The organism is Mucilaginibacter sp. (genome assembly GCF_028288225.1).
In the GTDB taxonomy this organism is placed as follows: domain Bacteria; phylum Bacteroidota; class Bacteroidia; order Sphingobacteriales; family Sphingobacteriaceae; genus Mucilaginibacter.
Genome location: NZ_JAQBOC010000041.1, coordinates 13,517 through 35,265 on the forward strand (window position 1 = coordinate 13,517; position 21,749 = coordinate 35,265).

22 protein-coding genes are annotated in these 21,749 nt (G+C 40.4%); 16 read left to right on the top strand and 6 right to left on the bottom strand.

Features of this window, described 5'->3' with window-relative positions; genetic code table 11:
• Nucleotides 1-9: 9 nt before the first annotated feature.
• From JWQ54_RS12400 to JWQ54_RS12425, 6 genes are all read right to left on the bottom strand, one after another.
• Nucleotides 10-315: a septum formation initiator family protein gene (locus tag JWQ54_RS12400; RefSeq protein WP_299585104.1), complete on the bottom strand. Its 306-nt coding sequence runs from the start codon at nucleotides 313-315 to the stop codon at nucleotides 10-12.
• A gap of 243 nt (nucleotides 316-558) precedes the next feature.
• The gene (locus JWQ54_RS12405; RefSeq protein ID WP_299585106.1) at nucleotides 559-1,893 is read right to left on the bottom strand and encodes a DEAD/DEAH box helicase; all 1,335 of its coding nucleotides are present in this window, start codon (nucleotides 1,891-1,893) and stop codon (nucleotides 559-561) included.
• 250 nt (nucleotides 1,894-2,143) lie between these two features.
• On the bottom strand, nucleotides 2,144-2,671 hold the full coding sequence (gene lspA, locus JWQ54_RS12410) for a signal peptidase II (protein WP_299585109.1): 528 nt from the start codon (nucleotides 2,669-2,671) through the stop codon (nucleotides 2,144-2,146).
• Nucleotides 2,672-2,976: 305 nt separating this feature from the next.
• Nucleotides 2,977-4,272 (bottom strand): phosphopyruvate hydratase, encoded by a 1,296-nt coding sequence (gene eno / locus JWQ54_RS12415; protein WP_299585111.1) that lies wholly within the window; start codon nucleotides 4,270-4,272, stop codon nucleotides 2,977-2,979.
• A gap of 281 nt (nucleotides 4,273-4,553) precedes the next feature.
• On the bottom strand, nucleotides 4,554-5,273 hold the full coding sequence (locus tag JWQ54_RS12420) for a DUF1080 domain-containing protein (protein WP_299585113.1): 720 nt from the start codon (nucleotides 5,271-5,273) through the stop codon (nucleotides 4,554-4,556).
• A gap of 137 nt (nucleotides 5,274-5,410) precedes the next feature.
• The gene (locus JWQ54_RS12425; protein ID WP_299585115.1) at nucleotides 5,411-6,778 is read right to left on the bottom strand and encodes a Gfo/Idh/MocA family oxidoreductase; all 1,368 of its coding nucleotides are present in this window, start codon (nucleotides 6,776-6,778) and stop codon (nucleotides 5,411-5,413) included.
• Nucleotides 6,779-7,347: 569 nt separating this feature from the next.
• On the opposite strand from JWQ54_RS12425, the gene JWQ54_RS12430 reads away from it, so the two are divergent.
• The 16 genes from JWQ54_RS12430 (at nucleotide 7,348) to murI (ending at nucleotide 21,731) form a co-directional block, all read left to right on the top strand.
• Nucleotides 7,348-8,409, top strand: coding sequence for a GNAT family N-acetyltransferase (locus JWQ54_RS12430; protein WP_299585117.1), 1,062 nt, complete (start codon nucleotides 7,348-7,350; stop codon nucleotides 8,407-8,409).
• Between the two features lie 261 nt (nucleotides 8,410-8,670).
• Nucleotides 8,671-9,402, top strand: a complete 732-nt coding sequence (gene ubiE, locus JWQ54_RS12435; protein ID WP_299585119.1) for a bifunctional demethylmenaquinone methyltransferase/2-methoxy-6-polyprenyl-1,4-benzoquinol methylase UbiE — start codon at nucleotides 8,671-8,673, stop codon at nucleotides 9,400-9,402.
• The gene (locus JWQ54_RS12440; RefSeq protein ID WP_299585120.1) at nucleotides 9,399-10,133 is read left to right on the top strand and encodes an outer membrane beta-barrel protein; all 735 of its coding nucleotides are present in this window, start codon (nucleotides 9,399-9,401) and stop codon (nucleotides 10,131-10,133) included. Before ubiE ends, JWQ54_RS12440 begins: the two co-directional genes overlap by 4 nt.
• A gap of 305 nt (nucleotides 10,134-10,438) precedes the next feature.
• Entirely contained in the window at nucleotides 10,439-11,197 is a 759-nt protein-coding gene (locus JWQ54_RS12445) for an SDR family oxidoreductase (protein WP_299585122.1), read from the top strand.
• A gap of 151 nt (nucleotides 11,198-11,348) precedes the next feature.
• A complete protein-coding gene (locus JWQ54_RS12450) occupies nucleotides 11,349-11,798 on the top strand; it encodes a GatB/YqeY domain-containing protein (RefSeq protein WP_299585124.1) in 450 nt (149 codons plus the stop codon).
• Between the two features lie 220 nt (nucleotides 11,799-12,018).
• Nucleotides 12,019-12,786 carry an alpha/beta hydrolase gene (locus JWQ54_RS12455; RefSeq protein ID WP_299585126.1) on the top strand — a complete coding sequence of 256 codons (768 nt, stop codon included), beginning with the start codon at nucleotides 12,019-12,021 and terminating at the stop codon, nucleotides 12,784-12,786.
• Nucleotide 12,787: 1 nt separating this feature from the next.
• On the top strand, nucleotides 12,788-13,450 hold the full coding sequence (locus tag JWQ54_RS12460) for a CBS domain-containing protein (protein ID WP_299585129.1): 663 nt from the start codon (nucleotides 12,788-12,790) through the stop codon (nucleotides 13,448-13,450).
• 109 nt (nucleotides 13,451-13,559) lie between these two features.
• Nucleotides 13,560-14,438: an NAD kinase gene (locus JWQ54_RS12465; protein WP_299585131.1), complete on the top strand. Its 879-nt coding sequence runs from the start codon at nucleotides 13,560-13,562 to the stop codon at nucleotides 14,436-14,438.
• A gap of 9 nt (nucleotides 14,439-14,447) precedes the next feature.
• A complete protein-coding gene (locus tag JWQ54_RS12470) occupies nucleotides 14,448-15,236 on the top strand; it encodes a DUF6089 family protein (RefSeq protein ID WP_299585133.1) in 789 nt (262 codons plus the stop codon).
• Nucleotides 15,237-15,488: 252 nt separating this feature from the next.
• Nucleotides 15,489-15,701 (top strand): biopolymer transporter ExbD, encoded by a 213-nt coding sequence (locus JWQ54_RS12475; RefSeq protein WP_299585135.1) that lies wholly within the window; start codon nucleotides 15,489-15,491, stop codon nucleotides 15,699-15,701.
• Complete coding sequence (locus tag JWQ54_RS12480) at nucleotides 15,653-16,006, top strand: hypothetical protein (RefSeq protein WP_299585137.1); 354 nt, start codon at nucleotides 15,653-15,655, stop codon at nucleotides 16,004-16,006. The genes JWQ54_RS12475 and JWQ54_RS12480 overlap by 49 nt, the downstream gene beginning before the upstream one ends.
• Nucleotides 16,007-16,360: 354 nt before the next feature.
• Complete coding sequence (locus JWQ54_RS12485; protein WP_299585139.1) at nucleotides 16,361-17,101, top strand: isoprenyl transferase; 741 nt, start codon at nucleotides 16,361-16,363, stop codon at nucleotides 17,099-17,101.
• 63 nt (nucleotides 17,102-17,164) lie between these two features.
• On the top strand, nucleotides 17,165-19,723 hold the full coding sequence (gene bamA / locus JWQ54_RS12490) for an outer membrane protein assembly factor BamA (RefSeq protein ID WP_299585141.1): 2,559 nt from the start codon (nucleotides 17,165-17,167) through the stop codon (nucleotides 19,721-19,723).
• 17 nt (nucleotides 19,724-19,740) lie between these two features.
• Nucleotides 19,741-20,271, top strand: coding sequence for an OmpH family outer membrane protein (locus tag JWQ54_RS12495; protein ID WP_299585143.1), 531 nt, complete (start codon nucleotides 19,741-19,743; stop codon nucleotides 20,269-20,271).
• A 47-nt stretch (nucleotides 20,272-20,318) separates the two neighbouring features.
• Entirely contained in the window at nucleotides 20,319-20,831 is a 513-nt protein-coding gene (locus JWQ54_RS12500) for an OmpH family outer membrane protein (protein WP_299585145.1), read from the top strand.
• Nucleotides 20,832-20,897: 66 nt separating this feature from the next.
• Entirely contained in the window at nucleotides 20,898-21,731 is an 834-nt protein-coding gene (gene murI / locus JWQ54_RS12505) for a glutamate racemase (RefSeq protein ID WP_299585147.1), read from the top strand.
• The last annotated feature ends 18 nt before the right edge of the window (nucleotides 21,732-21,749 follow it).

A 21,749-nucleotide genomic window follows, 5' to 3' on the forward strand; every position in this document is an offset into this window, starting at 1 on the left:
CTCTAGCCCCTATTCCTCTTTCTTCTCTTTCACTATCACAAACACGTCCTCATTATCCTTCTTCATCAAGTATTTTTCGCGGGCGAATTTTTCGAGTTTTTGGGGATTTGAGGTTAGCTCATCAAGATCTTTGGCCACCTTTTCGGTTTCTTTCTGGTAGAAATCGCGTTCCTGCTTTAGCTTGTTTACTTCCTGGTGGTATTGATATTGGGAGAACAGGTCGTTCTTGTCGAAGAATATCATCCATACCAAAAAAGCAAAAGAAATCAAAAAGTATTTGTTTCTAAACAGGTTGATCAGGCGACGAAGTGGCATACTGTTGAATTTTTATTTAAAGCTATTTAAAAAGTCGGGCGAAAGCAAATATCGTTATAAACTTTTCAACAGTGGTTGTAAATGTTGTAGTGGTTGTAATATTATCTTTAATGTCTTCGCAGGGTCTCTCGCAGAGGACCCTGCGCTGTAAATGCTTTCGCAGCGCAGGATCCCTTTCAGGAGATCCTGCGGAGACACAAACCTTTACAACTCTTACAACATCTACAACTATTTCAACTGAAACTAATCCCTTCTTCCACCGCGATCGCGATTACCGCCACGGCTTGCGCCGCTCATGCCGCTGCCGCCTGCTGTTTTACCGGCTGCTCCACGGCCACGATCGGCTCTTCCAAAACTCCGGCCCCTGTTTTGACCTGAACCGCCACCATGGCCTGAACCTTTCTTTTTGCCCTCGGCATGTTTTGCAACTATGCTTTGCGGGCTCATAGGGTAGGGATGTGCTTCCTCAATTGGGATTTCTTTAGAAATAAGCTTATGAATATCCTTTAAGAATTCGATCTCTTCCTGGTCACAAAATGAAAGGGCGATACCACTCGCACCGGCGCGGCCTGTACGGCCTATACGGTGTACGTAAGTTTCGGGGATATTTGGCAGTTCGTAGTTAATAACATGTGTAAGCTCGTCAATATCAATGCCGCGGGCTGCAATATCTGTAGCTATCAAAACACGGGTAGTACGGTTTTTAAAGTTTGTTAAAGCACGTTGACGTGCATTTTGTGACTTATTACCATGAATAGCCTCCGCAGTGATACCTACACGGATCAGATCTTTTACAACCTTGTCAGCGCCATGCTTGGTGCGGGTAAATACCAGGGCCGTTTTAATCTCTTTATCTTTTAATATGTATGTTAGTAATGACCTTTTATCATTCTTTTCTACATAATAAAGCAGCTGTTGTATGGTATCGGCTGTTGATGAAACCGGGGTTACTTCAACTTTTTCGGGTTTGTTCAGTATCGTATCTGCAAGCTGCTGAATTTCTTTTGGCATAGTAGCCGAGAAGAACAGCGTTTGCCTTTTGGCAGGTACTTTGGCTATGATCTTTTTAACATCATGCACAAAGCCCATATCCAGCATGCGGTCAGCTTCATCAAGCACCAGCATTTTAATATGTTCAAGGTTCACATAGCGCTGGTTCATCAGGTCCAATAAACGACCGGGAGTAGCTACCAAAATATCAACCCCTCTTCTTAAAGCATCAGTTTGCGGGTTTTGGTTAACACCGCCAAATATAACGAGGTGTTTTAGACCGGTATGCTTACCATAAGCTGCAAAACTCTCGTCAATCTGAATAGCCAGCTCGCGGGTTGGAGTTAATATAAGGGCCTTTATTGTTTTTTGCTCTTTATGCTGCAGCCTGTCCTGGTACAGCAACTGTAAAATAGGAATAGCAAAGGCAGCGGTTTTACCGGTCCCGGTTTGCGCGCAGCCAAGCAAGTCTTTATGTTGTAATAAAATAGGTATGGCTTGTTCCTGTATGGGGGTGGGGGTTGTATAACCCTCGGTTTTTAAAGCCCGTAAAATAGGCTCAATTAAATTTAAATCTTGAAATAACATGTAATATTTTTAATATATGTGCTAACGCGATTGCATAAGCGGATCTGAAGAGTCGTCTGATAAATCAAAACCGTAAGCTAACGGGTAATTGCTGCAAAGATACGTATTTAAACTAAGATTTGTAGGATTTGAAGATTATAGAAGTTTTGGGTGACGATTTAAGGTTTGGCACCCTTTTAAAATCAGTCAAATATTAGCTAAGCATTTTAATTATATCTTCGCTAAGCCCTGCATTTGATTATTATCTTATTTAATTTATCTGTTCTGGTTGTTCTTCCGTAGTTTCCACCACATCCGGCTTCTTAAAAAAGGCATGTAACAAAAGGATGATCATCCCCACCATTATAGATACATCGGCCACATTAAAAATGCCAGTTTGTAACGAGCCAAATTTGATGTGCATAAAATCGGTTACCGAGCCATACCTCATCCTGTCGTAAATATTGCCAAAGCCACCGCCGACTATCAGGATCACGCTAATTAAAGTAGTGCGGCTAAGCTCCCTGGTTAAAATGAAGCCAAGCCCAACGGCAACGGCCAAAAGCGGTAATAAATTTAGCAGAATAAGCCTTAGCGGACCTGAAAGCGTATTGCCCACACTTAAAAAAGCGCCCGTGTTTTCAACCTTCATTAAAGTGAAATGATTGTTCAAAAGCTTTACCTCGTCGTAATATTCCAGCTTGTGCCGTACGATGGATTTTGAAACCTGGTCGCAGCCAATATTGATGCCGAGAAGCAGCAGGATGAAAATGATTCTTAATATGCCTCTTGTGTTCATGAATGTGTTTCAGCTACTTATTAGTACAACTAATAGATTACAGAATGCAAATTTAATATTTAAAAGAATTAAAGTTGGGAAAAAATAATGGCAGCTCATCGTTGAAATTAAAACAAATTGTGTCTTTGCACAGGGCACTGCGCTGTATGATGCGGAAAGGAGAAATGCACAGTTAAATACTTAGCAGCGGCGCAGGGGGCCTCCTTTTAATACATTTGCCATTGATACCCAACAAAAAAGCCGGCGCTTAGCCGGCTTCTAAAATTCGTGAAATTCGAATAAATTCGAGAGAATTCGTGAATCTATTATTTTTTAAAATACTTAAAGTTCTTGCCGATAAATTTTGCACTATCGCCTAATTCTTCTTCTATACGTAATAACTGGTTGTATTTAGCGATCCTGTCTGAACGCGACAATGAACCGGTTTTTATCTGACCGCAGTTTAATGCTACAGCTAAATCAGCAATGGTTGAATCTTCAGTCTCGCCGGAACGGTGGCTCATTACCGAAGTATAGCCATTGGTTTGCGCTAAAGTTACCGCGTTGATAGTTTCGGTTAAAGTGCCTATCTGGTTAACTTTTACCAGGATAGAGTTTGCAATATCTTCGGTGATGCCTCTTTGTAAACGTTTTACGTTGGTTACAAATAAATCATCACCTACCAACTGTACTTTACTGCCAATTCTGTCGGTCAATAATTTCCAGCCTTCCCAATCATCTTCAGCCATACCGTCTTCAATGGAAATAACCGGGTATTTTTCTGTTAGTTGGGCCAAATATTCTGCCTGCTCGGCGCTGGTACGGATGGCACCTTTTTCGCCTTCAAATTTGGTATAATCATATTTGCCGTTCACGTAAAATTCAGATGCGGCACAGTCAAACGCTAAACAGATCTGCTCACCAGGTTTGAATCCCGCTTTTTCAATAGCTTTCAAAATGGTTTCAACGCCATCTTCAGTGCTGTCGAATGTTGGAGCAAAACCACCTTCATCACCAACGGTGGTTGTAAGGCCTCTGTCATGCAGGATCTTTTTTAAGTTATGGAATACTTCGGTACCCCACTGTAATGCTTCTGAAAAAGAAGAAGCGCCAACCGGCATGATCATAAATTCCTGGAATGCGATAGGTGCATCAGAATGAGAGCCACCGTTAACGATGTTCATCATAGGGATAGGCAGCGTGTTAGCATTTACACCACCAATATAGCGGTATAAAGGCTGACGGCTTTCCTGTGCAGCTGCTTTAGCAACAGCTAAAGAAACACCCAAAATAGCATTAGCACCTAATTTGCCTTTGTTTTCGGTGCCATCAAGCTCAATCATTAAAGCATCGATACCGTTTTGATCGAAAACATCAGCGCCTTGTAATTCTTTTGCAATTATATCATTTACGTTGGCAACGGCTTTAAGAACGCCTTTACCCATATACACTGATTTATCATTATCGCGAAGTTCAACGGCTTCGTGAACACCGGTTGAAGCGCCAGATGGTACAGCAGCACGGCCTAAAGCGCCATTTTCAGTTAAAACATCAACTTCAATAGTAGGGTTGCCGCGCGAATCAAGGATCTGGCGGGCATGGACATCAATTATTAAGCTCATTTGATAGGAATTTGTGAATAAAAACAACTTAGTGTGAAATGTACACTAATATAATATAGTTTTCAAATATACAATTTCAATCAAATAAGTGTCAAGATTGTTTAATGATTTCACTGATTATTGAATGATTTCACCAATTATTAACAGTAATTTAACGTGATGGGAGAGGTTACACTGATTTTAGAAGGATTTCACCGATGAGCCTTGTTGTTATAATTAAAGGATTGCAGGACTCCTATCGCATAAAAAGAGAACCCTGCAATCTTTTAATCCTGTAAATCTTAGTTCAGTTCCTTTATAAAAATATTTTTAAAATAGGCTTTATGTCCGTGATCCTGCAGGGCTATGTGGCCGGTTTTGGCTACGCCATAATCAGGATAATCCTTCCATTTACCTTCGGCTTTTTTCTTGTTCCAGTCTGCATCCCAGGCCTGGAACGATAAGATCTTTTTGCCGTTTAGCCAATGCTCCACATGGCCTTTGTTAAAAACAATTTTGCTGGTGTTCCACTGCCCTACAGGCATAACCTTTTTCAGGTTGTTTGGCAGGTGCATGGCATAGTCGCAGCCGGTTTTTTGCCAGTCTTCCAATTTATCTGGCCAGCCTAAATCATCAATCAGCTGATATTCGGGGCCGGTTTCATAGGTTGCATGGTATTTTGGATCTTCAATTACGTGGTAAATAACACCGCTGTTACTGCCTTTGTCAATCTTCCAGTCCCATGATATCTCAAAGTTGCTGTATTGCTTATCGGTTACAATATCGCCGCCGGTATCACCTTCAGCAGCCCCCAGGCAAACTAAGGCCCCGTTTACGATGGTCCAATTTTTTACTTCGCCTTTTTTATTGAAGCCATGCCAGCCTTTCAGACTCTTGCCATCAAACAGGCTGGTCCATTTTTTTATTTTGGCTGATGATTTTGCAGCCTTATGCGGCGGATTTGCCAGGGCCTGCGAACCGATCAGGCCCGCAGCAATTATTAATATGCTTAGTTTCTTCACGTTGTTTGTTTTAAGTTGTTGTAAGGTTGAAATGTTGTAAGGTTGCAATGTTATTAATGCCTCTTTTCTACTTTCAGACTTCCCGTCTTTACTGACTTTCGGACTAACCTCTGATCTCTGGCCTCTAATCACTAACCTTAACCCTTTTTTACCATCTTCTCCGGATCCCAATGCATGGGCTCATTTTTAAAGTAACTATCATTGCATAGCAAAGCCGGTGCGGCAGCACGGTAGCCAAATGTGGCATCCTCGGTTACTTTTCCATTATTGCGGATAGCAGTAAAGAAATTGTTCATGTGATCATAAGGGCCTCCTAAGTAGCCTTTATCAGCATCGTAACTGATCTCTTCGGGTGGCAGCATCTTTTTTCTTTCCGGGTTCCGGTCTCCGCTTTGCCTTAATTTTTCAAGATAGAAGGGATCGTCAGAAGCAAATACCTTGTTCCGTTTCAGTACTACTTTATCCCAGGTAATATCCATAGCACCTTCGCTGCCTACCAGGCGTAAATAGGTAGTGCCGCTGGTGCCATCAACAAAGTTACAGCGCAGCGATAGGTTAAATGCCGGGTGCATGGCGTTTTTGCCATAATCAAAAGTGCCTAACAACACATCGGGCACTTCGCGGCCATCATTCCAGAAACGTAATCCGCCCGATGCATAAATTTTCTCAGGCCCGTGAGAACCGGTAACAAAATGAAGGCTGCTGAACAGGTGAACAAACAGATCGCCGGCCATGCCAGTACCGTAATCGGTATAATTACGCCATCTAAAGAAACGCTTTTCATCAAACGGGCGTTTATGGGTATTGCTTACATAAGTATCCCAGTCAACCGTTTGCGGCGATGCATCAGCAGGGATGGGGTATTGCCACACTTCAACAGGCCCGCGCCTGGCCCAAAAGCCTTCGGCATAATTAAGCTGACCAATTGCGCCGCTTGCTAACAGCTCTTTCGCTTTCTCGTTTCCTAATGATGATACGCCCTGGCTGCCCACCTGGAAAATTTTACCGGTTTCCTTTTGTGCCTTTATAACTTCAGGGCCTTCGGTAATGGCGTGTACCATCGGTTTTTCGCAATACACATGTTTGCCGGCACGCATAGCATCAACCGAGATCTGCTGGTGCCAATGGTCGGGCGTGCCAATAATCACAGCATCAATGTCCTGGCGGTTTAAGATCTCTTTATAAATTTTGGTAGTATAAATATCGGCTCCCCAACGCTTTTTAGCATCAGCCAGTCGGCCATCATACAAATCGCACACGGCTACTAACTTAATACCGGGAATTTGCAGGGCCACGTTGGTGTCTTCCGATCCTTGTCCGCCTGCCCCTATAAGGGCGATATTGATCTGATCGTTAGCGGTAATACCAGCCTGCCGTTTTAAATAGGCAAATACCTCGTTGCGCTTATCAGCAGCAAATACATTTTGACCTACGGCTACAGCAGCAGTGGCAGTGCCTAATTTTCTAAGGAAATTTCTGCGTGATGGTTCGTTTTTTTCTTTCATAGTGCAAGTAACGGGGTTTTGTTAGTCAGTAAATGATAATTGGTATCGATGCTTTTGAAGGGGATACATCAAAAGTGAAAGGTATAATTTAAATGGGATAATTAAAAATAATTGTAAGAATGAGGGTTGATGATAACAATTAATAAAGTTGATAACACTTGTTATTAAATGTTATTACTGTTAATAGTGGTTACCGGTGTTGCCTGAGATTGATTTTATGTAATTTAAAAAAACATCAGAATTGATAAATAACAAGCGGGAATGTATTTAATCCTGATACATTATATAATACACAGGCAACGTATAATACACAGGCAACCTATAACACATAGGCAACGTAATTCCTTGGAGGGAGTATGTCAAAAAATGATACAATCGAAACAATATGTTAAAATTAAAAACTGTTTGTTAAAATTATTGTTTAATAATTAATAATATCATGTTGGTGATATGGCGAAGCAATGGGTAGTACTAATAATATACTGTATTTATTGGGCCCCGAGTAACCTCCCCCGGTACTGATGTTCATGCCTTAGTATAGTACGATTGCTTATTTAAAAATATAATTCATGCTAAAATTATTAACCATTCATGATAAAACGGAGTGGAATTATTATGTTAAAAATTCTGCTGAATATGATTTCTACCATACCTGGCATTACCATTCGCTGGATACATCAGGCAGCCCAATTTTAGCAGTATATCTTGAGGATGAGAATTACATAGCTTTTCCGCTAATTAAACGGCAGATCCCGGGAACGGTATATTGTGACCTAACCAGCGTATATGGCTATACCGGACCGATCTCAAATAAAAGAATGGAGCAGCTGGAAGAACCATTAATAGAAAATTTTAAAGCTGAATTTCTTGATTTCCTTAAGTCTGAAAACTGTGTATCGGTATTTTCCAGGCTGCATCCCTTTTTTAAACAGCCTTTGCTGCTTGAAAGGTTTGGCGGGATCTATGATAACGGTCTCATTATCGTGTTAGATCTGTCGGTAAGTATAGAAGCTCAGCGGAAAAAATACCGGCGATCAACGATGGATTGCATAAAGCGTTCCTGGAAAAAAGGATTCCTGCTTAAAGAAGAAAAGGGTGAGGAGGCAATTGGTCTTTTTTTTGAGATTTATAAAGAAAATATGGACAGGATAGGTGCTTCCGACTATTATTTATTTAATGAAGAATATTTCAGTAAAATTACCAATACCGATGAATATGATGCCAGGATATTTATGGTATATGATGGCGATAAGGTAATGGCAAGCACTATTGTTATGCTAACTAATGGCATTATCCAGGCTCATTTATTGGGTACACGTACCGAATATATGCATGTTAGCCCTTTTAAATTCCTGGTTGATGAAATAACAGTGATAGGCAGATCGCTTGGAATGCGTTATTATAACCTGGGTGGCGGGATCGGTTATAAACAAGATAGTCTTTTTTTTGGAAAATTAGGGCTTTCTGATTTGCAGATGGATTATAAAAGCTGGCGATTTATAGCTAATCCTGAGGTATATCAGCAATTACTTGATGAAAAAGGTATTGATAAAAATTTGGAGGTGGATTTTTTCCCTTTATACAGGTATACCCCGGTGTTAAGTGTTTCATCGGGCGAAAAAGAAAATTAAAGAGAGATAAATAATTAATACACCATGAAAGCTGCTTTATAGTGGCTTTTTTTATGATTTCATCCTTTACTATCTGGGCAGACTACCTTCAAGTTGCACACTAATAACATTTAATAACATTGATAACAAGTGTTATTAAATGTTACCAGGCGTTAGACACCCATCCCGGCTTAGTCAACTCAATTCAACAAAAGCAAATCCGAATTCGAACATCCCCAATCCGAATTCAATAATCACTATCTTTGCTCCCCACTACTAAAAATGAGCAAAACCATAACTCCGTATACCGATCAGCAAGGCACAAAAAAAGAGCAGGTGGCTGATATGTTTAATAATATCTCAAAAACCTACGATTTTCTGAATCATTTTCTGTCGCTTGGCATTGATATCATCTGGCGCAAAAAAGCCATTAACGAGCTTAAAAAAGATCAACCTAAACTGATCCTGGATGTTGCTACCGGTACCGGCGATTTTGCGTTCGAGGCCCTGACCATATTAAAGCCTGAAAAAATTATCGGGGTTGATATTTCACAGGGGATGCTTGACATTGCGCAGCAAAAAATAAAAAAACGCAACCTCGCGGATAAGTTCGAGGTGAAGCTTGGCGATTCGGAAAAGCTGCCTTTTGATGCCGATGGTTTTGATGCCGTTACTGTGGCCTATGGCGTACGTAACTTCGAGAACCTTGAAACAGGGCTTGCCGATATCCACCGCGTATTAAAACCGGGCGGAAAAGCGGTAGTGCTTGAGTTTTCAAAACCAAAGGTATTCCCCATTAAACAACTGTATAATTTCTATTTTAACTATATTACACCCGGAATTGGTAAATTATTTTCAAAAGATGCAAGGGCCTACACTTATTTGCCTGAGTCGGTAGCTGCTTTTCCGGATGGAAAAACCTTTACTGCACTTATGGATAAAGTAGGCTTTAAACATACCAAACACAGGCCTTTAGCGTTTGGTATTTGTTCAATTTATACGGGTATTAAATGAGTAAAAACTGTTACCTGATTGTAATTTTATTATTATTTAGCAGTAACACTTTACTGGCACAGGTACCTGCGTGGGGTGGCGGAGCAGATTTAACCGACCTTAGTTTTGGGTTCACTTTTTCATACGTTAACAATTACTATAAAATTGATAAGAAGTCAAATTGGCGTGATCCTTTTTTTGACCCGGGCGTAAACCGCAATATTACCGATTCATTAAAAGGTATCGGCTCAAAAAATTCACCGGGTTTCGCAGTTGGTTTTATAACGCGGTACAGGCTTACAGACCATTTGGAAGCCCGTGTAACACCTTCGCTGGTATTTGCCGACAGGTCTGTAAGTTATTCGTACCCAAATCCGGATGACGATGTTACCAAGCAAATTCAGTCTACCACGATAGATTTCCCATTAGAGTTAAAATTAAAATCAGACAGGATAGGCAACATGAGGGCGTATATTTTGGGTGGTGTTAAGTACTCATTAGCTATAGGATCAAAAAAGAATGCCGATGCCGGACTTGATCCGTTGGATAAGCTGGTTAAAAACGTGGGCGGCTTTGGATCATACGAGGCCGGGCTGGGCTGCGATATTTATTTTGAATTTTTTAAACTCTCGCCCGAAATAAAGATCTCCAACTCGTTGGGCAATGTGCTGGTACCCGAAAATCAGCCATACTCAAGCCCTATCAGTAAATTGGGGCTGCATACTATTATGTTTAGCTTGTATTTTGAGTAAGAGTAATCCTGAATTGCATGATGGCGAGGACTCACCCGACAACGCTTCGCTGGTCGACCTCTCTTCGCCTGCGGCGGAAAGAGGCGGGAAAAAATAGAAAGTTTTTTTAAGCCCTCTTTACCGCTTGCGGAAGAGAGGGCAGGTCGGGCGAAGCAATGACCGGGTGAGTAAATTCTGCGCATGCTATTAACGCCAATGCACTGCCGTTAGTGTGTAGCATATATGGTTTAATTACCAATTCATTGCCAATAAATGACAACTTATTGAAGGTAAAAACATAATTTCGCTGCAACAGTTACCTATATATGGCTAAAATTGCATTAATAACAGGAGCAACCTCGGGAATAGGTGAGGCCTGTGCACACTTATTTGCGCGCGAAAAATATAACCTAGTATTAACCGGTCGCCGGCTTGACAGGCTTGAAAAACTGGCAAAAAAGTTAAACACCAAATACAACGTTGAAGTTGCGGTTTCGCAGTTTGATGTTCAGAACAGGGTTGAAGTAACTGACAACCTTGAAGGCTTGCCTGCCAAATGGAAAAAGGTAAACGTGCTGATAAACAACGCTGGCTTAAGCCAGGGGCTTGACCCTATACAAAAAGGCAGCCTGGATGATTGGGATACCATGATTGATACCAATGTTAAGGGGCTGCTGTATGTAAGCAAAATAGTGGCCAACTGGATGATTGATAACAAACAGGGACACATTATTAATATAGGATCGATTGCCGGAAAGGAAGTTTATGCTAATGGTAATGTATATTGCGCAAGTAAACACGCGGTTGATGCCTTAAATAAAGGGATGCGGATTGATTTGCTGCCGCATGGCATAAAGGTTACGGCGATACATCCGGGAGCGGTAGAAACTGAGTTTTCGGAAGTGCGGTTTAAGGGCGATAAAGAAAGGGCGAAGAAAGTTTATGATGGTTTTGAACCCCTGGTGGCCAATGATATAGCCGAAACAATATGGTTTGCAGTATCGCGCCCTAAACATGTTAACATTAACGATATGATTGTAATGCCAACCGCACAGGCAAATGCAGGGACTATTTTTAGATCGTAGATAGAGACTAGAGGCCGGAGGTCAGAGATTAGGAAAAAGAGGTCAGAGGTCAGAAAAAAGGGGGAGCATCTAATAAGTCCGAAATCGAACATCCGATATTCGAAATAAAAAATTCACTAATTCACTAAATCAATAATTCACCAATTATAAAATGTCACTAATAAATCAAGTAGATCAGGATATAAAACAAGCTATGCTGGCTAAACAGGCAGACCGTTTAAGGGGTTTGCGGGCAATAAAGTCTGCCCTGCTTTTGGCACGTACCGAAAAAGGTGCAGCCGAGGAATTAACACAGGAAGCTGAAATTAAAGTGCTGCAAAAGCTGGTTAAACAGCGCAAAGAATCGGCCGAGATCTACAAAACGCAAAACCGGGACGACCTTTACCAGATAGAGATTGAAGAGATGAAGGTGATTGAGCCGTACCTGCCAACACAAATGACCCGTTTTGAAATTGAAGGTTATTTGGAGGAAGTAATAAACCGTATTGGCGCAACATCAGTAAGCGATATGGGGAAAGTAATGGGCATTGCCAATAAAGAACTGGCAGGCCAGGCAGATGGCCGTACAATATCGGAAGTGGTGAAGCAGTTGTTGGGGTAGCGCTGTTGTAAAGTTGAAAGGTTGTAAAGTTATTTTTAGTTTTAATTATTAGAATAAGGTTTGTGTTTTTGATTCCAGGCAAACATTACAACCTTCCAACAAAACAAAATAAAACTTGTATCTAAAAATCAATAAGCTATTTTTATAGCGAAAATAATTGATGTTACTTATTGGCCTTGGTTAGCGGCCTGTTTTAGGAATTTAAACTTTATAAATTTATATGGATTTCGTGCTTAAAGAGGAACACGGTTTTAGTTATATCGATGAGGGCGAAGGCGAGGTGTTGTTATTGTTACATGGCTTAATGGGTGCATTGAGCAACTGGGATAGGGTAATTGAGGATTTTAAGGGACAGTACAGGGTAATTATACCAATACTGCCCATATATGATCTGCCGTTATTAACTACCGGGGTAAAAAGTATGGCTAAATATGTGCATAAGTTTGTTAAATATAAAAGGCTAACTGATATAACTTTACTTGGTAATTCATTAGGCGGCCATGTTGGCCTGATATATGTACTATCTCACCCGGCATTGGTTAAGGCATTGGTGTTAACCGGCAGCTCGGGCTTATATGAAAATGCTTTCGGCGGGTCATTCCCGAGGCGCGAGAATTATGATTTTGTTAAAGAAAAGGTTGAATATACATTTTATGATCCGAAGACGGCAACTAAAGAACTGGTTGATGACGTATACCGTATAATAAATGACAGGCACAGTGTAATACGGATCCTGGCAATGGCAAAATCGGCAATCCGCCATAACATGAACAAGGATTTGCCCAAGATCCATATCCCCGTATCGCTTATTTGGGGTAAGGATGATAAAATTACACCGCCGGAGGTTGCAATTGAGTTTAACCAATTGCTGCCCGATTCGGAACTGCACTGGATAGATAAATGCGGGCATGCGCCTATGATGGAGCAACCCGAAGAGTTTAATAAGTATTTAAGAGGTTTTTTAGAAAAGATAAAAACTAAAGTATAATATGCTGGCAATTGAACTGATAGCTGATGCAATACCACCGGTACACACTTCTGATAGTATCCAGAAGGCGATTGACCGTATGGTAGAGTTTCGCATCCGCCATTTGCCAATTGTTAACGAAGACCAGTTTTTGGGCCTGCTTTCTGAAAATGATATAGCATCAGAAACCGATCTGCAAACCCCGGTAGGTGCTTTGGCCCTTTCGCTGGTTAATCCTTATGTACTGGAAGACCAGCATATTTATGATGTTATCCGCCTTTTTAATGAAAGACAGCTAACCATAGTGCCCGTACTTGATGCTGCTAAAAATTATTCGGGCCTTATCACTATAAATGCCCTTACTGAATATTTTGCCGCGCTTACAGCTGTTGAGCAGCCGGGCGGTATAATTGTGCTCGAAATCAACAATAAAAATAATTCACTGGCGCACATGTCACAAATTGTGGAGTCGGATAATGCACAGATATTAAGCTCATATGTGCGCACTTTTCCTGATTCAACACGGATGGAAGTTACCCTCAAGGTAAATAAGCAGGATATTTCAACCATTATAGCCACCTTTTTACGTTACGAGTACGATATAAAAGCTACTTTTAATCATACCGATGATAACGATAACTCAAGGGACAGGTACAATTCACTAATGAACTATTTAAATTTATAGTCGATGGTCCATAGTCGATAGACCATAGTGATTTTTGATTTCTTATCTTTAAAGGGAATCAAAAAACTATCGACCATCGACCATGGTCCATGGACAACAAACCAACTAAATGAAAATCGCAGTTTACGGCAGGCAATTTAATGATTCGGTAGTAGTTCCTTATATCCAGCAGGTGTTTGACAATTTGGTGCAGCATGGCGTTGAAATTTATGTTCATCCGCAGCTTCATGACTTTGTGCAGGAAAATATAAAGACCGTACAATATACCATACTGGAAAGAACGGAACACATTAAAGGTATCGACCTGTTTTTAACGCTTGGCGGCGACGGTACCCTGTTAGATATGGTTACCGTGATCTGCAACTCAGGCATACCTGTTATAGGAATAAACTTTGGCAGGCTTGGATTTTTGGCAAGTATTAATAAGAACGATATTGACGCCGCAATTTATGCAGTAGTAAACAAGCAATTTTCATTAGATAGCAGGGAACTGCTGCGGATTGATTCGGAAAAGGAAATATTTGGGAAGAATAATTTTGCCCTTAACGATATTACCATTCATAAACGTGATGATGCGGCAATGATAACCACGCATGTTTTTTTAAACCAGGAGTTTTTAAATTCGTACTGGGGCGATGGGATCATCATATCTACCTCAACAGGGTCAACCGCTTACTCATTAAGCTGCGGCGGCCCTATAATCTTTCCTGAATCAAACAGTATTGTTTTAACGCCTAATGCCCCCCACAATTTAAACGTAAGGCCCATAGTGTTGCCTGACACAAGCATACTAGCTTTTGATGTGGAATACCGGAGCAACAATTACCTGGTATCGTGCGATTCGCGAACGGCAATAATTGATAAAACCATGCGTTTCCAAGTAAGTAAGGCCGGTTTCAAGCTAAACCTTATCCGTTTGAATAATGAAAGCTATTTATCAACGTTAAGAAACAAACTGTTATGGGGACTTGATGTACGCAATTACTAAATTTACCGGATGCCAAAATTTGTACTATTTATAATTTTAGTTTTTATATCCTTTAATTTAAAGGCGCAAACCTGGGAATTTGGCGCATCGGCAGGCGGTGCAGGCTATATGGGGGATCTGAACCCCAATAACCCGGTTAAAATTAGCGGTTATGCCATTGGCGGTTTTGTGAAGCGAAACTTTAACGGTTATTTATCAGCAAGGTTAAATGGCGTCATCAGCCGGGTAAGCGCTGCAGATAGCAATTCAGGCAATCAACAATTCAGAAACAGGAATTTAAGCTTCACAACTCCTATCCGGGAAGCAAGCATTATAGGCGAGTTTAATTTTATGAACTATATCCCCGATGCCGGTAAAAATAAATATACACCATATATTTTTCTGGGTGTTGCTGCAGCAAAATATTATCCCCGCGCAACATACCAGGGGCAGCTGTATGATTTAAGAAGTTTAAAAACCGAGGGCCAGCCTGCTGCATACTCTGCAACAACTATTTCCCTTTTATATGGTGCCGGTTTTAAGTATAACATTACAGGTAAATTCACCCTTGGAGCCGAATTAGGCTATCGTAACACTAATACCGATTACCTTGACGATGTAAGTGGCAACTATGCTGATAAAAGTAAGCAAAGCATACTTTCGGCCGCACTGGGCGACAGGTCTGGTGAAAAAACGGGCAGTCATTATATTGGCAGCGCAGGCACGCAAAGGGGCGATATGCGGCCGCACGATACTTATTTCTTTTCTCAAATTACCATCTCCTATACTTTTGTAACGCAGAAGTGTTATTTTCAATAAGTCCGAAGCAGGATTCTTAGGATTTAAAACATTACCGGATGAGTTTTTGCAATGTATCTTAAGTTCGAAATGTGTTAATTTTTTCAGATCCGCATTTTAAACCGCCAGCCATCCTGGAAATCCTCACATCATATAAATCTTAGTTTAAATGCATCAATGTTGCAATGAAAACTAATCAGCGGCGTTATACGGTAAATCAGTTGCATCTGTTTGCTGCTGTTAACCAATTATTTAACCTTAATCTTTAACATCATGGCTGAGCTAGCACAATCCTCCGGAAAATCAGGTGGCAAACGCGCCGTTAAAAGAATGCCTGTTCGTGTAGATCTGACTGCAATGGTTGATCTTGCATTTTTACTGATCACATTTTTTATGCTGACCACTTCGCTGCAAAGCCGCGTAAAATGGAAGTGTTTATGCCTGCTGACGGCCCTCCCGGACCTGTATCTGAAAAAACAACTATGACCATTTGCCTCGGCACAAAAAACCAGGCAATGTATTATTTAGGCATGGCCGGTAAGCCTTTAACAACCCCTAAATTAACAGGCTATGGCGTAGGGATCCGCACTGCAATAGTAGAAATGAGCAAACAGGTGCTTGCCTCAACCGGTAAAAGTATGATGGTGTTAATTAAACCGGCTGAACATTCGGTATACGAAAACCTGGTTGATGCGCTCGATGAAGTAAATATTACCAAAGTACCATCATACGCCATTGCCGTTATCTCGGCAAAAGATATTGATATGCTGAAGGAAAAGGGGATCTATTAATTGGTTGAGTAAGTTGATTGAGTTAGATTAGGTTGATTGAGTTAGAATAATTGCCAACTCATTCAATCATCGGCTCAATCAATTTTTCATGGTTTTCTGCCTAAAAAACCACTCCCTTAATCAACCACTCACCCAATCAACTTCCTCAAAAATTCTTTTCCTTCTTCATAATAAAAAAACTACAATTAAGTTTTTACCTTTGTCCCCTGAAAAAAACAGCACAAGTTGTTGAAAATGGGGCCAAAACCCGGTTAATTTTTATAATTTATTAGCCGTGGGGTTTATATTTGTAAGTCATTTTTTTTAATAAATGATGCTTTATAAGGCAGGTTAGGGCTTTTAATAAACGGTATAATGGGATATAAGGATCAGATTGATTTGTTAAAATTGCCTCAGCACATAGCTATCATTATGGACGGCAATGGCCGTTGGGCAAAAGAAAAAGGCAAATTAAGAATATTCGGCCATCATAACGGGGTGCTTTCAGTTAGGGATGTGGTTGAGGGCGCTACACTGCTTAATTTAAAATATCTTACACTTTATACTTTCTCATCAGAAAACTGGAACCGGCCGAAGCTTGAAGTTATGGCCATTATGGAGCTGATGGTAAGTACCATTCATAAAGAAATAAGAAACTTTATGGAAAAAAACGTGCGTTTAACGGCAATTGGCGATTTAGAAATGCTGCCTGATAAGGCCCGTAGGGAACTGAATAATGCAATTGAGCAAACCAGTGCCAACACTGGCCTTGTGCTCACGCTTGCATTAAGCTACAGCTCGCGCCGTGAAATTGTGCGCGCCGCCAAAAATATTGCTATTAAAGTGCAGAGCGGCGAGTTAAACATTGAGGATATTGATGAGGAGACTTTTGAAAACAACTTATATACCAATGGCATGCCCAACCCCGAATTACTGATCAGAACCAGCGGCGAACATCGCATAAGTAACTACCTGTTGTGGCAAATTGCGTATGCCGAATTGTACTTCACAGCAAAGTTATGGCCTGATTTCCGCAAGGAAGATCTTTATGAAGCTATACTTGATTATCAAAAACGTGAACGCCGTTTTGGGATGACAAGCGAGCAGGTCAACTAAATTTTTACTTTTAACACTTTTTAACAACTGTATAAATTATTTTTAGCCCACTAAAATATTCGAATGAATAAATACTTTTTTGCCCTTCTTTTCACTGTGATAAGTACTGCTGCCCTGGCCCAGATCCCGGGGGCTCAGCCTAAATATGCGCTTCCAAAATCAACATTGCCTGCTGATAGTTTAAGTTATCTTGAACCGAAGGATTTTATTATCGGGGGTATTACCATCACCGGTACAAAATCACTTGATAAAGATGTATTGCTAACCATATCAAAATTAAATAAGGGCGACCATATTAATTTGCCGGGCGAAGCGAATGCCAACGTAATTAAAAACATGTATTCGCAGGGCTTGTTTGAGGATGTACAGTTAAATATCACAAAAATAGTTCAGGATACCATTTACCTTGAAATTGCTGTTACCGAGCTTCCGCGTTTATCGCGCCTGCATTTAACCGGCATCCGCAAGGGCGAGATTGATGACGTTCAGAAAAAACTGTCAGACAAAGCGTATAAAATTGTTAACGCAAACCTTATTAGCACAAGCACGGCTATCATTAAAAAACACTTTAATGAAAAAGGCTTTTTAAATACCACGGTAACTACCAAACAGCGTAAAGATCCGGGAGATGCAAATAGCGTGATACTTGATGTTGCAATTAATAAGCATAAAAAGGTAATGATATCTGACGTTACCTTTGAAGGTAATAAGGACTTTTCGCAGAAAAAATTAAGAAAATACCTGAGCAAAACCCGTAAAAGAAAGTTCTACAATATTTTTGGGTCGCGCAAATTCAAGCAGGATAAATATGATGAGGATAAGCTGAACCTGGTAACAAAAATGCAGGGCAGGGGATACAGGGATGCTGAAATTGTAAGCGATTCGGTTTTTAAAACCGGCCCCAATACAGTAGGCGTTAAAATAAAAGTGTTTGAAGGCCACAAGTATTACTTTGGTAACATCAAATGGTCTGGTAATGCAAAATACCCGGCAGACGTGTTGAACAGGATCCTAAAAATAAGGAAGGGTGACATATTCAGCGAGGAAGAGTTAAATAAAAGGTTAACCGGTCCTACGCCTGCAAATGATGACATCTCGTCGTTTTATTTGAATGATGGTTACCTTACCTACAACGCCGACCCGGTACAAACAAAAATATATAATGATACGGTAGATATGGACCTGCGCGTTTATGAAGGGCCACAGTACACCATAAACAGGGTTATATTAAAAGGTAACGATGTAACCAATGATAAAGTGGTTATGCGTGAGATAAAAACAAAGCCCGGACAGAAATTTAACAAAGAGCTGTTAATACGGAGCACACGCGAAATTGGACAATTAGGTAACTTTGACGAGCAGAAAACCGAACCTAAGCCAACCAACATAAACCCGCAGGATGGTACAGTTGATATTGTATATAACGTGGTTGAAAAACCATCAGATCAGATTGAGCTGTCGGGTGGTTTTGGTGGCGGCCAGTTAGTAGGTACGCTTGGACTTACCTTTAATAATTTTTCGCTACGTAACCTGTTTAACCTTAAGGCTTATAAACCATTGCCAAAAGGCGACGGGCAGAAGCTGAGCTTAAGAGGCCAATCAAGCGGACGTACTTATCAAAACTTTTCGTTTACTTTTTCTGAGCCATGGCTTGGAGGTAAAAAACCAATCTATTTTGCATTATCGGCTTATACCCAGTTAAGTTCAACAGGCCAGTATTATGCAAAAACAAACCCGCTGTATAATAATCTGCGTATAAATGGTATAGGTGTTACCCTTGGTAAACGTTTAAACTGGCCTGATAACTATTTCCAGTTAAACTACTCGTTAAACTTTGACCACTATAATTTGGATAACTACACCGGTTATTTATTTTCAAACGGTACGTCGTTTAATATTAAACTAACCCAGGAGCTAAGCCGTAACTCGGTTGATATGCCAATTTATCCAACATCAGGATCAAACATTAAATTTACAGTACAGGCTACGCCGCCATATTCATTATTTAATAACATCAATTATAAAATAGCCACTCCTGAGCAGCGGTACCATTTCGTTGAGTATTATAAATTTAAATATGATGCCCAATGGTTTACCAAGCTAACAGGCAAGCTGGTATTGATGTCGCAGGTGAGGTTTGGATTTTTGGGTCAGTACAATACAGAAGTTGGCCCGTCGCCTTTCGAAAGGTTTAAATTGGGTGGCGATGGAATGCAGAGCTACCAGTTTTTACAAGGTAGTGAGATCATTGGTTTAAGGGGATATCAAAACTTCTCAATAATACCCGAAGGCACAAATTACACTGCTGATACCAATCCGGGGAGTGCAATATATAATAAATACACCATGGAGCTTCGCCATCCTGTTATACAGGGACAATCGGCAACTATATTTTTGTTAGCTTTTGCTGAAGGTGGAAATGTTTGGAATTCTTTTAATAAATTTGACCCTTTCAACGTAAAACGTTCAGTAGGAGTTGGAGCCAGGATATTTTTACCTATTTTTGGGTTGCTTGGTTTGGATTATGGATATGGATTTGATAAAATACCGGGTATTCCGGGAGCTAACGGAGGCCAGTTCCATTTCTCAATTTCTCAGAGCTTAAACGGCGGATTTAATTAATTTGCAATGTAATTGTAATGAAGAAGACAATTTTAATACTGTTTTTTACGTTCATAACGCTCACCGGTGTGTTCGCACAGCGGTTTGCTTATGTAGACTCGGAGTATATATTAAAACATATGCCTGAATATGCATCGGCACAAAAACAGATAGAAGCGCTTTCTGTACAATGGCAAAAGGATGTTGATGTACGTTTTCAGGAAATTGACCGTTTATACAAGGCGTACCAGGCCGACCAGGTGTTGATGACTGCGGATATGAAAAAACGGCGCGAGGCGGAAATTGCAGATAAAGAAAAAACAGCAAAAGACTTTCAGCGTCAGAAATTTGGACCAGAAGGTGAGCTTGCTCAAAAAAGTAATTCAATAATAAAACCTATCCAGGATAAAATGGCTAAAGCTATACAGGCAGTTGCCGAAAATGATAATCTTGATATGATATTTGACAAAAACAGTGAAGTAATTATGTTATATGCCAGCCCGCGTTATGATAAAAGCGCAGATGTTTTAACAAAACTTGGATTAAAGGCCGGATCTCCCGCAAAATAAATTTTCAATATATTAATCCCATTACATTTAAACACAGAACAAAAAAAATGAAAAAACTACTTAAAGTTGCTTTAGTGGCGGTATGCTTTTTAACGGTAGGCAACTTTGCCAAAGCACAAACAAAAATTGGTTATGTTAATACTCAGCTTATACTTAGCTTAATGCCTGAAGTTAAAACGGTAAAATCACAGTTAGATATTTATCAAAAGCAGTTTATTGATGAGCTAACTTCGATGAATAATGAACTCCAAACCAAAGGAAAGCAATTCCAGGCAGGACAAGCTACTATGACAGATGCTGTTCGTTCTTCTAAACAAGGTGAATTGCAGGATATTCAAAAACGGATCCAGGATTATCAAAACGATGCACAACAGAAATATGAGGCTAAATCTAACGAGCTTATAAAACCTTTGTCAGACAAGATCCATACAGCAGTTGAAGCTGTAGCTAAAGAAAAAGGCTATACATACGTATTGGATTCAGGACAAACTGCACTTGTTGTGGCTCCTGAGGCAGATAACCTTGAAGCTGCTGTTAAAGTTAAATTAGGGATCAAATAATAAGCAATTAGTAAACATTTACAAAGCGCCTCCAATTTATGGGGCGCTTTTTTTATTTTTGTGCAGATGGTAAATAATAAACCAATAGGGATCTTTGACTCAGGCTATGGCGGACTTACCGTTTTCCGCTCAATTTTTAAAGCGCTGCCTGAATATGATTATATTTATATAGGCGATACGGCCCGTGCACCGTATGGTAACCGTTCATTTCAAACCATTCACCAGTATACCTGGGAATGCGTGCAATGGTTGTTTAAACAGGGCTGTCCGCTTGTTATATTGGCTTGTAATACAGCTTCGGCCAAGGCGCTGCGTAACATACAGCAAATCGACCTGAAAAATGAGGATCCCTCAAAGCGTGTATTAGGCGTTATAAGGCCGACTGCCGAAGTGATAGGTGATTACTCTCAAACAAAAGAAATAGGCGTGCTGGGCACAAAAGGAACGGTACAGTCTGGATCGTACCGGATAGAGATAGGTAATTTTTTTCCGGATGTAAAAGTACACCAGCAGGCTTGTCCGCTTTGGGTGCCGTTAATTGAAAATGGCGAGTATGATAAGCCCGGTGCTGACTATTTTGTAAAACAATACCTTGATCAAATTTTGGAGCAATCAGCAAGTATTGATACCCTTTTGCTGGCCTGCACCCATTATCCATTAATTGAGCAAAAAATAAAAGAATACTTGCCTGGTAACATACAAGTAGTATCACAGGGAGATATTGTTGCTCATAGCCTGGTAGATTACCTGCAACGTCATCCGGAAATGGAAAGAAGTATCAGCAGAAATAAAACACAACGTTTTTTTACCACTACAGATGATACGGAAGACTTTGATCATTATGCTGAACTGTTTTTTTCGGCACCGGTAAAGTCGGGGTATGCGGAGATAAAGTGTTAGTGGATTGAGTTGATTAGG